Origin of the sequence: Pseudobacteriovorax antillogorgiicola, from assembly GCF_900177345.1 — a bacterium.
In the GTDB taxonomy this organism is placed as follows: Bacteria; Bdellovibrionota_B; Oligoflexia; order Oligoflexales; family Oligoflexaceae; genus Pseudobacteriovorax; species Pseudobacteriovorax antillogorgiicola.
In genome coordinates this window covers 245,344-260,998 of sequence record NZ_FWZT01000005.1, presented here as the reverse complement: position 1 = coordinate 260,998, position 15,655 = coordinate 245,344, and the positions used below count along the sequence as shown (strand labels likewise).

Annotated in this window: 12 protein-coding genes; 6 read left to right on the top strand and 6 right to left on the bottom strand. The window is 45.2% G+C overall.

The window, feature by feature from the left end; all coding sequences use genetic code 11:
• Nucleotides 1-72 precede the first annotated feature (72 nt).
• Together serA and greB are read left to right on the top strand one after the other, a co-directional pair.
• Complete coding sequence (gene serA / locus B9N89_RS08905) at nucleotides 73-1,665, top strand: phosphoglycerate dehydrogenase (protein ID WP_132317243.1); 1,593 nt, start codon at nucleotides 73-75, stop codon at nucleotides 1,663-1,665.
• On the top strand, nucleotides 1,662-2,153 hold the full coding sequence (gene greB, locus B9N89_RS08900) for a transcription elongation factor GreB (protein ID WP_132317245.1): 492 nt from the start codon (nucleotides 1,662-1,664) through the stop codon (nucleotides 2,151-2,153). The genes serA and greB overlap by 4 nt, the downstream gene beginning before the upstream one ends.
• A gap of 42 nt (nucleotides 2,154-2,195) precedes the next feature.
• Here the strand turns inward: greB and B9N89_RS08895 are convergent, their stop codons facing one another.
• Entirely contained in the window at nucleotides 2,196-2,795 is a 600-nt protein-coding gene (locus tag B9N89_RS08895) for a YceI family protein (protein WP_132317247.1), read from the bottom strand.
• 25 nt (nucleotides 2,796-2,820) lie between these two features.
• A complete protein-coding gene (locus tag B9N89_RS08890; RefSeq protein WP_132317249.1) occupies nucleotides 2,821-4,272 on the bottom strand; it encodes a hypothetical protein in 1,452 nt (483 codons plus the stop codon).
• A gap of 686 nt (nucleotides 4,273-4,958) precedes the next feature.
• Here B9N89_RS08890 and B9N89_RS08885 point away from each other — a divergent pair.
• A complete protein-coding gene (locus tag B9N89_RS08885) occupies nucleotides 4,959-6,194 on the top strand; it encodes a LamG domain-containing protein (protein WP_132317251.1) in 1,236 nt (411 codons plus the stop codon).
• 2 nt (nucleotides 6,195-6,196) lie between these two features.
• On the opposite strand, the gene B9N89_RS08880 is transcribed toward B9N89_RS08885, so the two are convergent.
• Together B9N89_RS08880 and B9N89_RS08875 are read right to left on the bottom strand one after the other, a co-directional pair.
• The gene (locus tag B9N89_RS08880) at nucleotides 6,197-6,871 is read right to left on the bottom strand and encodes a 2'-5' RNA ligase family protein (RefSeq protein WP_132317253.1); all 675 of its coding nucleotides are present in this window, start codon (nucleotides 6,869-6,871) and stop codon (nucleotides 6,197-6,199) included.
• Nucleotides 6,872-6,877: 6 nt separating this feature from the next.
• Nucleotides 6,878-7,681, bottom strand: a complete 804-nt coding sequence (locus B9N89_RS08875) for a substrate-binding periplasmic protein (RefSeq protein ID WP_159455251.1) — start codon at nucleotides 7,679-7,681, stop codon at nucleotides 6,878-6,880.
• A gap of 157 nt (nucleotides 7,682-7,838) precedes the next feature.
• On the opposite strand from B9N89_RS08875, the gene B9N89_RS08870 reads away from it, so the two are divergent.
• Entirely contained in the window at nucleotides 7,839-9,056 is a 1,218-nt protein-coding gene (locus tag B9N89_RS08870; protein WP_132317257.1) for a phospholipase D-like domain-containing protein, read from the top strand.
• A 118-nt stretch (nucleotides 9,057-9,174) separates the two neighbouring features.
• Nucleotides 9,175-11,322 carry an ATP-binding protein gene (locus B9N89_RS08865; RefSeq protein ID WP_132317259.1) on the top strand — a complete coding sequence of 716 codons (2,148 nt, stop codon included), beginning with the start codon at nucleotides 9,175-9,177 and terminating at the stop codon, nucleotides 11,320-11,322.
• Nucleotides 11,323-11,444: 122 nt separating this feature from the next.
• Here B9N89_RS08865 and B9N89_RS08860 read toward each other — a convergent pair whose 3' ends face one another.
• Nucleotides 11,445-12,395: an MYG1 family protein gene (locus tag B9N89_RS08860; protein WP_132317261.1), complete on the bottom strand. Its 951-nt coding sequence runs from the start codon at nucleotides 12,393-12,395 to the stop codon at nucleotides 11,445-11,447.
• A gap of 12 nt (nucleotides 12,396-12,407) precedes the next feature.
• Complete coding sequence (locus tag B9N89_RS08855; protein WP_234996083.1) at nucleotides 12,408-13,181, bottom strand: substrate-binding periplasmic protein; 774 nt, start codon at nucleotides 13,179-13,181, stop codon at nucleotides 12,408-12,410.
• Nucleotides 13,182-13,485: 304 nt separating this feature from the next.
• On the opposite strand from B9N89_RS08855, the gene B9N89_RS08850 reads away from it, so the two are divergent.
• Nucleotides 13,486-15,642, top strand: coding sequence for a HAMP domain-containing protein (locus tag B9N89_RS08850; protein WP_132317265.1), 2,157 nt, complete (start codon nucleotides 13,486-13,488; stop codon nucleotides 15,640-15,642).
• Nucleotides 15,643-15,655 lie beyond the last annotated feature (13 nt).

Genomic DNA, 15,655 nt, shown 5'->3' with positions numbered 1-15,655 from the left:
TTGGCAGCCAGCTATAAGTGGCTGTGGTAGTTTGGACCCTCTTTAAGTCGGTCTTCCATTAAGGGCTTGAACATGGCAAACGTCATTCTAATTACTGGCAAACTTCATCCTGAAGCTATCGAGGCATTCCAGAAGGATAGTAGCCTTGAGCTTATCTATAAACCTGATTGCAAATTTGACCAATTTAAGACTGATCTAGCGCGGGCCCAGGTGCTCGTGACCCGGAGCGAGACGGCTATTGATCGACACTTGATCGATCATGCCCCCGAACTTAAAATCGTCGCGCGGGCTGCTGTAGGTGTGGGTAACATCGACCTGGACTATGCCACCGAAAAGGGGATTCTCGTGATGAATACCCCTGGTAAGAACACAAACTCGGCGGCGGAGCTCACACTTGGTTTGATTCTTGGTATGCTCCGTCATATCCCTGAGTCTCACAATCATATGAAGCAGGGTGGATGGGATCGTCATCGTTTTACCGGGCGGGAATTACGGGGCAAGAAAGTAGGGATTGTGGGCCTTGGTAATGTCGGTCATCGGGTTGCGAAATTCTGTCGGGGCTTCGATGCCGAAGTCTTTGCTTACGATCCATATATCTCACCAGCAGTGTTTCAAAAAAACAGTGTTGAACAAGTAAAAAACCTGCAAGAACTTGCTCGCAGGGTTGATATTCTTACCGTACATGTTCCCAAAAACAAAGAAACTACGGGCATGGTCGATGGCGAGGTTCTTGGAGCGTTGGGCCCTGAAGGCTACTTTGTGAATGCAGCCCGTGGTGGTGTGGCTGACGAGCAGGAGCTTTTGAAAGCCATTCAAGAAGGTGTGATCGCGGGCGCTGCTCTTGATACCTTCGACAACGAACCAGACCCCTTAGGTGAGTTGGTTCGTCATGAAAAAGTCTGGGTCAGCCCTCACATTGGAGCATCCACGCTAGAAGCGCAACTGGCCATTGGCAAAACCGTTGTCGAGCAAGTGAAAAAGGCCTTAGAAGGTGCCGTAGTTGACTATCATGTAAATCTTCCGGATATCGGTGTCATCGATAGCCCGGTGATTAAAAGTTACTCCACTCTTGCCGAGAAATTGGGCTCTATGGTCGGTCAGATTATCGATTTTAATCCCAGCCACGTTCGGTTTAAGTACCGTGGCGATATCGCAGAGATGGATAATTCGCTGATCAAGCTTAGCTTTATGAAAGGCTATGCAAGCCAGGTGGTGGATGGCTTTGTCTCCTTTGTTAATGCTAGTAACGAGTTTGATAAGCTGGGTATTCAATGCGACGAGGATGCTGACCCAGACTTTAGTAGCTACCGTTCCGCACTGAAAGTTCAAATTACGGGCACAGGGAATCAATCATTGACCATTGGAGGGGTTGTTTTCGAGAATCGGCACCTACGGCTGACTCTTGTTGATGACTTTTACTTTGAGGTAGAGCCACGTGGACATATGATATTAGTCGAGAACGAAGATAAGCCTGGTGTTATCGGAGATATCGGCCATCGCCTCGCTGGAGCGAACATCAATATCAGTTCGTTCAATCTTGCCCGTAACACCCAGGGTGGAAAGGCGATGGCCTTGCTTGGAATTGATAGCTCTCTGAGCTTGCCGCAGCTCAAAGACATCAAAGCGATCAAGTACGTCACCAAAGTTAAGGCGATTCGTCTGTGAGCCAAATCCCATACCGTAAGCCTCTCACCAGAGCAGGCTATCAAAGACTCGCTGAAGAGCATCGCCAGCTCCTTGAAGAGGAGCGACCTAAGGTGGTGGATGGAGTTGCAACTGCTGCTGCTGAAGGAGATCGCTCCGAGAACGCTGAGTATATCTACGGCAAGAAGCGCCTGAGAGAGATCGACAAGCGATTGCGTTACCTGACGAGTCTCATCGACGAAGCTCAGGTGGTTGATCCTGAAAATATTCGTAGTGATCGCATTGAGTTTGGGGCTACAGTGACCATAGTCGATGAGGAGGGTTTGGAGAAAACCTGGTCTATCGTTGGGATGGGGGAAGCTGATGCCTCGCGGGGTACAATTTCCTGGCAGTCTCCATTAGCTAAGGCTCTTCATCAGAAAAAAGTAGGTGACTTTATCATTTTAAAAAGGCCTGCTGGTGAGATGGAGTATGAAGTTCTCGCTATAGAATATCGCCGAATCACCTAGTTCTCTAGCTATTCGATTAGGTGCACCATGATTAGCAAGCTATCATGGTGTGCTGCTGGCTGATTCGTTGATCGTTTCCAGAAAAATCTCAATATCAACCATATCACCTAGGATGACGCCGCCAGAGTCGAGGCTCTTGTTCCATGTGATCTCGAAGTCCTTGCGATTGAGTTTAGCATTCGCCTCAAAGCCTGCTTTGGTGGTACCCCATGGGTCCGCGACTTGACCAAGGTAGCTTACAGTTACTTCAATGGGCTTTGTCACACCTCGCATCGTTAGGTGGCCGATGACTTTCATCCTATTTTCACCAGCGTCTTCAACACGCTTGCTGCTAAATAAGATCTTCGGGTGTTTTTCTACCCAGAAAAAATCGGCACTCCGTAGATGATTGTCTCTTTTCTCGTGATCGGTGCTGATTGATGAGGCATCTATTTCCAATGTGAATTTTGATTTCTTCACATTCTCTGGAAAATATTGAATGTTTCCCGAAAAACTCTTAAATTGTCCCGTTACTTTTGCGAACAAATGACGAATTTTGAAGTTGATTGATGAATGAGCGCGATCGATTTTATGAACATCGGCTTGTATTCCGTTACTATAGAACATAGTAAGGGCCATAAGAGGCACGAGTAGCTTTATCATGAGTCTTGTTCCTCCACTGTGTGATTTAAAAAACGAGGGCTAGAAATCCAGCCAAAGAGAGGCGACTGACAGAATCTGTATCTTGGTCATCACTTTGTAGATCATAGCCTAACTCCATACCATATCGTGTGCGTCCTCGACCAAGCCATTGGCTACGTATCTCTTGTTGCCAGTTCAGCTGATGGGTTCTAATATTCGTTTTCAGATTGGCAACGGGGTCATCAATGCTGCGGTAGATCATATTGATTCCTAGGGTTTGCTGTCGACCAAATTGCCGTTGCCAATCGATACTGGCAAGCTGTTCTTGATATGCTCCCGAGGAGGATTGAACGTCGAAACGTGCGGTTTGTACGCTAGCAGTGAAGCGATTGCGACGATGTTGATGGTCCCAACTCCCTTGAATCACTTCGGTTTCAATCGCTAATGCATCTTCATTGACTCTGCTACTTGAGATTCCATCGAATAGCGTTTGGTTGTTATTAAACTCACGATCATAGCGAAGACTTAGGTTTTGTAATCGACTTAGGCTTAGTTGCAATCGAGCAAACCCAACCAAGAGGGTTTGATCCTCGATCTCGGTCGTCTTGGTTGTAATCTGAGATAGTTGCCATTCACTTTGTAATCGTCGGGTCCACTGTTGGACGCCGCCGAGCAATGGCCCAGAGAATTCGCTTGTTCCTGCATCAGGTATTTCCGCCGCGCCTATCTGATAGCCGGCAACCCAAGACCAACGCTTGTTTGCTTGCCACCTTACCCTAGCAGCACTTGATCGACTTTGAAGTTCTACTTCAAAAGGATCTTGATTCACGGCTGTCTGGTCTTCTGCTATGATCTTGCCGAGCCTCTGATCTAACTCGATGTTTATAGTAGAGGACACACCGATGACGAGAGCACCATACAGTTCGCTGAGACTCTGCTTGATATCTGGGGCGTCCCGTTCATCTGTGCCGTTGGTTTCCTGCTGATTCCAGATACCTCCAATACCAATTGTGGATCGTTGCCCGAATTGATACTGAGTGAAGGCATCGGCAGCAGTGCCTTGACGTTCTGCCGTCACGTCTTGACTAAGTTCAGCATCCAGTTGATTGTTTTCTTGGGCTTTTGTGAATTGATCACTCAGATCTAGAAAGCCGAGGGTTTCAAACGATTCCCACTGGCCACTAAGATTGGCTTGCGCTTGCCAGCGCTTTCCTGCAACTGTCCAGCCTTGGGCGACGCTCGCGATTTCTGAGTCACGTTCGTTTTCGGTGATGTATTGCAGGGTCAGGCCTCCCTGAGACCGGGTGCGACCAGGAGAAAGCCAGGATAACTGTGACTGAAGTGCCTGAAATGTTTGCTCGGTCGTGTCATCGGCTTCCCGGCTTTCGATGCTGGTTTGCGTGAGGCTTAGCCTCTGCTCGCTTTGCCATTGGGTCACAGCGTGTGACGGGTATCCAATTAGGCAAGCTACTAAGAACAGAAAAATCGTCCAGGTCATGAGTATCCTGCAAAAGAAAAAGATTGCTAAGGGTATTATATCCCGATAGCAACGAGCTAGCTAAGCTTTATAAATAACTTAGGAAAACTAGGAGTATCAGAAAAAAAAAGGATGATGTCACCTGTTTCATACTAGGTGCACTAGTGAATTGGATCACTTAAACGTGACGAACTTGTGCGGTGTCGAAACTTGGAGGTGGCGTCAACCCGAGGACGCTTCGTAAATTCAGTGATTTAGGGGCAGTTGACTCTTGGCATCAAGCTTGCGAATAGCTTACATAAAAGTGATCACAAAATACCCCAACTCACCTCGATCACTTTTTTTGGTGTAATCCTACTTTGTAGTCGAGTGTAAGCCTACAGATGTTCATTCAAAAGCCAGAGGATCTCTATCCTCTGGCTTTCGTTCTTTTTCCCCTAGCAGGCAGAGATGTTCATGGCTCTAAACAACTTCGATCTCCCGTAAATTACCATAATGATATCGTCTGATTGAATTTTTTGCTCATTTTTCTCAAGTTTCCTACCGATAGCGAAAATGTCGAAGAGTAAAAGGAGTCTGTCATCACAAAGCTGCTTAATAATCGGTTAAGCTCACTTTTTCTTAGCATTGGGTGTCTTGTTGGATGCTCGATCCATATTGGTAACCCCAATGACTTTGACGGCAAGGAGTCAAAGGCTAAGCCAGAAGTGTCTGTTATACTCGCTAGCCAACCTTTGGAAGCTGGCGACGAACTGCTGCTTTATGTTGAATCTGTGGATGTCGAAGGCGATGGTAATCGTTCCTACAACTTCCCCGTTGAAGACGGTCTTGAAACATCCATTCGATCGGACAATAACTGGTTGAGCGGGATTATTGCGAATCAGCAAATTAGTAACGGATCATATCACACCATTACGTTGAATTTCAAAAAAGAGGCGGCCGGCATTGTGAAGCAAGGAGAAAACTCCATTGTGGTGAATCATGATAGCGGTACTTTTTCGTATCCCATTGCTGCTCCTTTTACAATTGAAGATGGCAAATCTGCTCTCGTTTACCTCAAGTTTGAAGAGTCTGAAGGTTTGGTGGCTAACGAAGGTAGTACAGGTATCGAGTCCTATACCCTTAAGAATGGCTTTCGGCCTGGAGAAGTAAGTATCAATAAATCAGATGCCCTCGTTGTGGGAATCGTTCCGGAGCAAGCGGTTGCGACTCCTTTGATTACCAATGGAATACTATTTCACTACGATAGCACAAAGGTCGATTCCCTCTTCCTGGATGAAAACTGCCAGATTCCAGCCAATGTCGAGGGTCAAGGGATTGGATGTTGGCAAGACATATCAGGCAACGGCTTTCATTTGACTCAGCCGCAAACCAATCGCCGACCCACAATTGCGATGAATCAATTTCAAAGCCGCATCGGAATCGCCTTTGACGGCAACGACAATCGGTTTGAAAGAGATATGCTGATCGATCCTGTATCATCGCATACGGTTGTGATTGTCGCTCGCTTCAATCAAGTGAACGACGATCAAAGATTCTTCAGTCTCGGTAAAACTGACCGCAATGAGTTCGCTTCATTGGGAGTCGAAAACGGTCAGACAATTTATACTTTCAGAAGAAATGAACTGGTGTATAATCCTACTCCTGTCGAGGAGCCTTTGGTCTTCGTTGCCAGTTATGATGGATCTGATACTGCAAGTGGAATCTCGCGACAACTGTTTAGTAACGGTATCGTTCAAGTACCGTCTTCAAATAATGACCTGGGTGGTATCCTGAACATCGCTGATGATGTCCGACTCTTTATTGGTGCTTCTCATGATGGAGATCGACTCGATGGATCTCTGCTTGAAGTGATTTTCTACAATAGAGCCCTGAGTTCCACCGAACTGAGCCAGGTTCATCAGTTTTTGAATGAAAAGTATCAGCTCGTCAAGGCTCAATAGGTTTAGCCTCGAAACGAGCATTGCCATTGAACTTTGCCAAATTGCCCCTCGGCGTTTGCCACAGCAATAGCTATTCCCGTAAGTGTACCTGTAACAGTTTTTGTCCACGGGTTGGCAGCAATGTATCGGTCAGCACCGGCACTGTTTTTCGAAGTGAGAATAGAAAAGTGAGGTTCATAATACGGGTGAACCCAGAGGCTGCCGTATTTCATAAGTCCTTTAATCCTATTTGGAAACTTGTCTTTGAGCTGCTGCGATGGTGACTTGCTATATGGGCTGCGAAATCCATGAAGTGCATTGATCATGTCGAGATGTATCCTGTCGACAGAAGCATTCGGCTTTGTTTCCAGAAATAGCCAACCGTCTTTAGTTAGTTTCCAATGACTAATTGTGATTTGAATGGGTTTTTGGTTCTTGCAAATTGACTCAATATAGCCTGTGATATCAGCTCGCTTCTTTTTCTGAAAGCGAGTCATGTAAATCGTAATGTGGGGTCTTAGATTGGAGCTGATGGTCTGAAAACCTTTAACTTGAAGCTGACTTTTAGCCTGATTCACAGCTAGCTGTATTGGGTCTGATACCAAAAAATGAATGTTGAGCTTTTCCGCGCTGAATGCATCCACTAGGGGCATAAGAAGGCTTGAAATTACAGCCTTGATCAAGATAGACCTCATCATAAGTCGCTAGAATCCACTTTTATCTTTGTAGCGGTTGACTATGTTTTCAATACCCTTGTTCTTTTGCATTTGGTGGATAGCCTCCCAGACTTTTTGTGCAAGTTGAGGGCGCCGCTCGATAAATGAATTACTGAAGACCATAAAATAGGGCTTCAAAGGTGCTATGGGGGGCTGATGGATCGTTACTGGTGTGTCAAGTCGCTTGCCCGTCTCTAGATGGCCAGCAATCGCCTGAATACGTCCTAGCTTTAGTTTTCGAGAGAGAGTTTCGTAGTCTCGGCTTTCATCGACTTTAATACCGCGTTTCCTCAGCCATTTCACAATTGAGAAGTTTTTTATTGCTCCGATGGTGAGGTTTTTCATAGAGTCTAAGTTGCCGTTCCAGGGGATACTTATGTCCTTCTTGCCATAAAAGTAGAAGCCAGATAAGTCGACCGCATATTTAGGATCAGGAAGCTGTTCTTGCTTGGGGGGATATGCGTAAAGTTTCTCTCGATCTTTGTTATAGCTAATAGCCATATAGGCATCAGAAATACCAGCTTGGAGGTACTTCATGCACCGTACATAGGGAAAGCGTATTATTTTATATTTGAAATCGAGTTCATTACTGAGTTCTTTTAGAATATCAATATAGACACCAGGAAAAGGCCCCCCCTCAGTGCCTGGTTCGTTTAGAATATGAAACTCGGCTTCATCTCGTAGGCAAATTTTGATAGCTTTACTGCCCTGTGTGTGGGCTGGGATGAAGCTGAGCCACAATCCGATAAGTGCAGAACACCTCAGTAGAATGTCACCTATCTTGGGCCTCAACGCCAAGCTCCTTGAAACAGTAAGAAATCTTGCATCTCCACTAGTTTATCTCAGCTGCAGCCCGAAGGCTAGAGACGGAGATGCCTGGAAGTCCTAATGGCTTTTGGTAAAGATCCGACACGGCTAGGGCACTGAGGCTAATGAGCGAGGTATCAATATGAAGCGTTCGATCTTTTCTTCTTTGATCTTGTTGGCATCAGCTTTTTCCTGTGTGACCCCCCAGTCGAGCGATGTGCCCCAATCGGGCGAGAGGAGCTTAGTTTTGGTGGAATCATACCCGTTTGAGTCTGGCCTTGACGAGCCCGATATAGCAAAAACATCTGATGTTTGGATTGAAATGGTGAAGCAAAGCAAGGCTCAAATTGATATCATGCAGCAATACGCAAATATAATCACCAATCGCAGCCCGAGTATGGACAAGTTCCTTGCTGAGCTAAAAAAAGCCCACAAGAGAGGGGTTCGCGTTCGGATTCTACTTGGCGAACATATGATCCCGCGCAGTGAGACCATAGCTGCTTCAGTGGATCTACTGAAGTCGATACCTGGCTTTGAAGTACGGGTTACAGACCGTTGGAAAGGTAGCGATGGAATCCTTCATGCCAAATTTATGACCGTTGATCGAAGAACAGCTTATCTCGGCAGTGCGAATATGGATTGGAAAGCCCTGGATCATATCAAAGAACTCGGCTTCAAGATTCAAGAACCTCATTTGGTAAAGTCACTGCAGGCGGTCTTTGAGGATGATTGGAAGAATTTCGATAAGAAGGACAATATTGTACAAAATCTTCCCAAGAACCTATCGCAGTCAGTGGATTGCAGTTGGTCACTGAACCCATGTCAGGCATTTCTCGCGGTCTCCCCTGGGGGAATGGGTATTGATTCGTCCCAGTGGGAACTAACCTACCTCCTTGAATATATCGCTAGTGCTGAAACGACTATCGATATTGCTACATATCGATACAAGCAGATATTCTGGGGCAAGGAACGGAAGTTTCTGGAAATCGAGCATGCGCTTGAGAAGGCATTAGCCAAAGGGGTTCAGGTGCGTTTGCTTCTGGACCCAAGGCACAAACCTGAATATTTTACAAACCTTTTGGCTAGGGGGGCGGAAATCAAGACGGTGTCTTTTCCCGATCACTCCAGTGGACCGATGACATACGCGCGCCTGGTACATGCTAAATATTTAGTTGTCGACCATAAGAAGATATGGATGGGAACCTCAAATTTTAGTGGAGGGTACTTCTATTTTGGTAGAAATATAGGTATTTTTGTCGAGTCCAAGGAAATTGCTAATAAGGTTAGTCATATCTTCAAGAAATACTGGAATTCTTCTTACAGTCAAGTGGTTGAGCCATCTTCCCATGCAGCTCACTAGGTTTTTTGTCTTTCACGCAGCTGCAATTTCGATATTCCAATCAACGATATCCCTTTAGTTTTAGGCGGCTGGACCGATCCACTCAAGGACCACCTGTTTGTAAATTGTAGGATAGCCGGTGCGCAACAGTATTGTCGCAAAACTGAATACTGCCCTGATCATGATTATGGTGCTGATCACCCTATTCTTTTCTGGAATTTTCGCCTATACATCGTTTCAAAGTGAAAGCGAATTACTTGAGCAGCAGGTCAGCAAGGTGATTGGGCTGAGTGTCCAAAATTTGTCAGATATCATCTGGGATATCGATCTGGAGCGTTTGGAGAAATTGATGGATAGCCTTGCACAGCAAGAAGCTGTTCGGGCGGTTCATGTAAGAGATGTGACAGGAACCATCAATTCAATGCGTGGGGATATTGCTGAATATGAAAATCGGACTGATGGCTCAATTCTCGAAAGAAATATTATTAATGACGGCCAGGTCATTGGCAGCATCCGTGTAGCTATCGATAAGAGTGGCATCTATGATAGAATTTTCGCTACTTTGCGGCTTCTACTTTACATGACCGTTTTTAAGATTGCCATTATATGGTTCTTCATCGTTAAATTAGCGAACCGTGTGATTCGGCGACCACTGATAGCTCTCGAACATGACGTGGACGTGATCGCCAAGGGTGATTTCACCCATTCAGTAGGAAGCTCGCTTACTCGGAGCGATGAAATTGGATTGTTTGCGAAGCGTTTTGAAGAGATGCGTATATCTATTGCTGATAAGATGAAAATTATTGAGTTTCAGAACAAGTCATTGGAACGGAAAGTCAACGAGCGAACTATCGATCTTCAACGCCGCGCAAATGACCTGCGAGCTGTCTTTGATAGTAGCGATCAGGTGACTTTAATCATTGAGAGAGATCTCAACATCCTCGATGCGTCCAAGAAGGCTACAGAGCTTCTGCCAAGCCTGGGCAGCCATGGTAATCTCTTAGAAAGATTTATCTCTGCCTCAAATTTATCAGAATCGGAACAGAGTATCTTAATTTCAGTGATCAGAACGTCGCTTAACAATGACCCCATCAACTTCGATATCAACGCATCTGCTCTGCCCGTGGAACTATTGATCAATGTCGAGGGTACTAGGGTGCCGTTTCAAATGAACTGGGGTTATGTCTTAGATGCGAGCAACCAGGTCATCGAAAAGATTATTCTAACAGGAAGAGATATCAGTCTTCACAAAGATTTTGAGCAGTATCAGCAGTCCACTGAGAAACGTCTTCAAGTAATGGCCGAACTTATTGGCGTTGGAGTTGCCAAGGCGCGTCGTGATATCGACCAATATGATGGCCTAGCTCATGCTATGAAGCGGAGTATCCAAGGAGGCGAAAGCTTAGAAAAGTATCTTGGAAATCTGCATACAGCAAAGGGTAATTTTAGGATATCAGGTCTTAAAATTCTTGCGAACTCGATCCACAATTTGGAAGGAACTATAAAGAATGATAGCCAAAGTTATCAGTTAATGACGCTCGAAGGCTGTTTAGAACTTAATTCATACTATCACGAGATCCTCGAAAAGATTGAAAATGATACGGATGGAAGTCGGAATCTAGTGAACGTCATACGCGCCAGACTGGAGTCCGGAAAGGCAATTTCAAGAACTTGGTTGGAAGGAGCCTTAGAAGCCCAAGAAAGAAACTTTTGCTTTCTTTCAACATTGGAAAAAGATTTGGGGCAAATGGTTGAATCCACAGCGGCACAGCTCGGTAAGCCTGTTCCTCAAATCGAGTTCAGAATAGACGATGATACCTATGTGCCACCTGGGATTTATGATGTATTGCGAACATGTTGTCTTCATCTTTCATCCAATTCTCTAGCTCACGGTATCGAGTCTGCAGAGATTAGGCGTCAGTATCAAAAAAACCTAGAAGGTCAGATTAATCTATTTATAGGGGTTGGACGGACTCAGATTAAAATCCAATATTGGGATGACGGTCAGGGCATCGACAATCAGCTTTTCGCAGCTGATCAAGGTGGTCGGCCTCCAACGCCTGAAAAGATTCGCGACCTTATTTTCGAAAAGGGCTTTTCTTCAGCAAGTCATCTCACTGAAATATCTGGTCGAGGGATTGGAATGTCTGAGATCCGGGAACAGCTTGAGAGTATAGGGGCATCCATTGATTGCTATAACCATGAAGTAGTCAATGAGGGCCACACAGGAATCCGGTTTCTTATAAAAGTTCCATTGGTAAGCGCCGAAGAGCGAAAATCATCCTAGTTATTAATGGGATAAAAACTTATGATACTTCGTTACGCCAAAAAATACTCGTCATGCTACGATCTGTTCAATCTCCTGACTTTTTTTAACCAAGCCTTGTCTCATGGGTTTTTCTCCCCTTACTACTTTTGTTCAAGGATAGACTTTTCCATAAAAATCAACGCCGCATCACGGCTCGAAGTGACTCCAAAAAATCCTGATCGATGGCAAAATTTGGCATCATTCACCCCAGAAACCTTAGCTAGGTCATCATTGGTCAGACCCCTCCAAGGCTCGGGGAATGGCATCCTGCTTTTAAAGCTGTTGGGATGAGCTCTGGGTGTCTGGATGCACCACATTTTCTTTTCATCCTGCCAGAAAACGTAGGCAATGTTGCGAGATGGGTTGACTGTATCAATATGTTCCTCCCAAGCTACTCCGTGGGGTATTTCTAAGATTTGCCAGTTATTGATAGCTTTCTGGTGCTCTGCAACATGATTTTGAAGTTCTTTGTAGCTAGGTAGCAGCTGCTCCGCAACGAATGCTAGTTGAGTAAGAAATTCGTTTTGCGCAGTTTCGACCCCTTGTAAGAAGAGGTAATTTTGTAGATCTATACCTTTTTCTCGATTATGACAGTTGAGCATGTGAACCCGAGTGGGTAAGCCGCTAGGATCGTGGTATAGAGGAGTACCATCCACTGCATCAATACCATTATCAAGGCCATCGATTGCTAGTATGAAGCGGTCGTAAAGTCTTTTGTGAATCCATTCTTGATCGGTTGGGTTGAGAAAGCTGTAGCGTTGCTTGATAATATCTAGACCATAATGGAGGTAAACTAGCCCCGCGCTACTTAGCTGAATCCTATAGTTTTCACTAAAGCGTGTGTTAAACTCTCGTTGGTGATGGTCATATCTCTTTCGGTGGTGATCGTATGCTCCTCCAACATCGACAAGGACATCACAACTAGCCAGTATTTCGAGGTTCCGAGTTCGCTTAATGCCATGACTTTGAAATTGAGGTAAGATCTTAAGTTGGGCAATGGCAAGAACCTCATCGCAATGAAAGCGGCCATCATGTGTTCCTATAAATTTCATAGAGGTCCTGGGCTATATGGAGCATGGTAGAGAGTATTTGCTGGTAATCTTGCAATACTCTTTGTTATTTTTCTTATTCTTGATACAAGAGTCAACTTTTTTTAGGAATTCTTTTGGGTTAGTCACGCGAGACGTTTTCCTTGATAGGGCTACGTAGTATTTTGAAAGTTGAACTGCGTAGTCGAGCGCCTCAATTTTATCTTGCATTCCCATCTCCTTCGCAACTAGGAGAGCAGATGATTTTGTTGCGACAAACACATCAATTCTTTTCTGGAGTAGTTTCCTTAAATTTGATTCGATTGAGTTTGCCTCGTCGAGAGAGCGATCCTTCTGGCGTTTTTTTATGTAGTCATGGTATTCAATCGAGTATCGTAAGCCAATTTGGTGACCGAGGCGGTGCTTATCAAAGTCACTGATTTTATTTATTTTTATGCCAGACCCTTTGAGAACGATGGGGTTGTAAGAAGACACGAATAAAGGTTCTTGACCATAGTATAGAAACTTCTCACGGCTTTTCTTGTGAGAGTAGATATTGATGTCGATGAGGCCCTTTTCCATCATAACTCGCATCCGTTTAATGGGATGGAACTTAAATTTATGTGGAATCCCCATATTATCCAAGCAAGAATGAAGAACTTCCTTACCCAGACCTTTAAGCTCTGTAACCCCGTAGAAAAAAGGTGGCCACTTAGAGTCATTGATGATGATAGGCTGCTTGGAAGCATGTAGCGGCTGTGTGAAGGAGCTGAACCCCAATATCGCTAAGACAGAGCAGAATAACCTCACAAACATGCTCCTCGCTAGTGAGATAGTGACTCCCACTATTGTATCAAAATTACCATCATATGCCAGGCTATGATGACCAAAGCGAGGGCTTGCTGTCGCGGGGGCAGACTCTGCCATGGGCCGCCTAACCTGGCACTTTAGACGACTTACAATGTTTTTAGCATCTTAGTGAGGAATCCCTTGGCGCTACTGACGTCTTAAACGGAGCGGATTCCAGTATTTGAAGGACTTGTTAGAAATCATCTAAATTCCAGCTATCACCTGCCGATCCTTGCCATAGTACCTAAACTCAGGACTCTGATACATGCGGACACACAGCAGTATAGTTTTCAAATTGAATCTGGCAATGGTTGGAGCTGTTGTACTTTGCTTTGGAGTCCTCACGACACTCATTAGTTATCTAACATATCAGCAAGCGATTCAAAAACTTGAGGATGACGGTCGGTCACTCATGACGATCGCAGAACTGAGTCTGAAGGATGCGCTCTGGGACATGGATACAACAGGTACAACTGACCTGAGTAAAGCTGTTTTGCAGGATAAAAGAATTCTAGGCGTTCGTGTTCAGGATAAGACAGGTTCCGTTGAGCAGGCCATGGTTCAGGATGGTTGGCCACAGGATTTTAGATTCCTAGAGCAAATGGATCACATTATTCTTGAAAGACCTGTTGTTAAGGATGGTGAGGAAATTGGCTTAATCAAACTTGTCATCAATCGCGATATCGCCAGCAACGAATTTTGGCGATCTGTTACCACGCTGATTGTGGGAACGATTCTGTGTTTGATTTTTGCAGCAACGACAATCTACGTGATCGGAACGATCATGATCAAACGGCCCATTTCAAAGCTGCGATCAGAGACGAACACCATTGCGTCGGGCAATCTAAACTCCGATATTGATCAAAGCCGAAACGACGAGCTGGGTGATCTTGCCCGAGATTTCTCCTCGATGAGAGATTCCATTCGCCAAAAGATTGATATTATTCACGTCCAGAATGAAAAACTTGAAGAAACTGTTGAGTTGCGGACCCAACAGTTAAGAGAAGAGACAGAGAAAATCAAGACAATCTTCAATACATTAGAAGAGGGGATTTTTACCCTGTCGACTTTCGATGAAATCAATCCCAATGTGTCTAGTAGCCTTTATGGAATTTTAGATCTAAACGATCATACCCAATGGGATTTGCAGACCATCATCTTTGCCAAAACCGATATGAGCCGTGAGCAAATCAGCTACGCTCGAACTGTGATCGAAAGCTCCATCGGCGAGGCTGAGTTCACTTTTGAAGCAAATGAGCAGCTGCTTCCCCATCGATTGGAGCTTAATTACAAGGGGCGAACTCGAACGGTTGACTTCTCCTGGCGTCCGTTATGCGTCGATGGCATTGTCGAAGCCCTTGTGGTTTCTGTTAGAGACGTCTCGCTATTTGTTGAACAGGATCAAAAAATCAAAGAAAATATGAAGCAAATCAGTATCTTGAATGAATTGATCCAAGGGCAAAGTGATCGGATGATCGATTCATTGACGAAGGTTGAAACAATCTTAAGCTCGTACAAGAAGGAGCAGATGTCCGACGAGCGGGTGCGGAAGGATCTAGCAGCTCTCCACACGGTTAAAGGAAATGCTAGAACCTTTGGCTTTCATACCTTGTCGTCGCATATTCACGAGCTGGAGCATCACCTAGGGCAAAAATCTGACTATTCCGAAGTTGAACGAAAAGTCGATGAGCTAAAGCATGTGATCAATGACTACCGTATGTGGTTTCAGAAGCTGGGTCACCAAGGCTCCGCGATACCTCACGAAGATCTGAATTCAATTCGATTGCTAATGATGGAAGACAAACACTCAGAAGCTGTTGCAAAAATGGATCAACTTTTGGTCAGTCAAAGTCCAACTCACGTGGGGATAGTGATCCGAAACTTCTTTGAGGTATCTGCGAGGCAAATTGCTCATGACCTTGGCATCAAACTCCCGCATATCAGTATTGAAGGGGATGGAGGTTGTGTCGAGAGAGAACTTATTCAAGTCATTGAAGATTGTATGATCCACATGCTACGCAACTCTATGGATCATGGTATCCGGAAGTCAGGTCAAGACGAAGGAGCTATTTGGGTCAAAATTGCAGAAACTGATCGCTCGTTCGTCATTAGCCTATCCGACTCAGGTCGTGGTATCTCCCTCGACTCAGTGAAGTCCAAGGCGTTTGGAACATCTGATCTTTCCCAGGAATTGACGGAAACGATTTTGAACGATCTCATTTTCAAAAGCGGATTTAGTACTGCGGACACCGTCACCGAGATATCAGGTCGTGGTATTGGAATGGATTCCGTTGCGCGAACTCTTCGCGGGGCTGGAGGTTCGATTCACGTGAAATTCAATGGGCCGGTGGAAGACGGCCATCAGAAAATCGAGTTTCTCGTGGAGATTCCCAGAAGCCTTCGTCGATCGCGCTCCGCTTGAACCCAAATCCGGC

Coding starts and splice junctions, on each gene's coding strand:
- serA (WP_132317243.1), top strand. CDS start 73: ATGGCAAACGTCATTCTAATTACTGGCAAACTTCATCCTGAAGCTATC.
- B9N89_RS08895 (WP_132317247.1), bottom strand. CDS start 2,795: ATGATAAAGCTACTCGTGCCTCTTATGGCCCTTACTATGTTCTATAGT.
- B9N89_RS08890 (WP_132317249.1), bottom strand. CDS start 4,272: ATGACCTGGACGATTTTTCTGTTCTTAGTAGCTTGCCTAATTGGATAC.
- B9N89_RS08880 (WP_132317253.1), bottom strand. CDS start 6,871: ATGATGAGGTCTATCTTGATCAAGGCTGTAATTTCAAGCCTTCTTATG.
- B9N89_RS08870 (WP_132317257.1), top strand. CDS start 7,839: ATGAAGCGTTCGATCTTTTCTTCTTTGATCTTGTTGGCATCAGCTTTT.
- B9N89_RS08860 (WP_132317261.1), bottom strand. CDS start 12,395: ATGAAATTTATAGGAACACATGATGGCCGCTTTCATTGCGATGAGGTT.
- B9N89_RS08850 (WP_132317265.1), top strand. CDS start 13,486: ATGCGGACACACAGCAGTATAGTTTTCAAATTGAATCTGGCAATGGTT.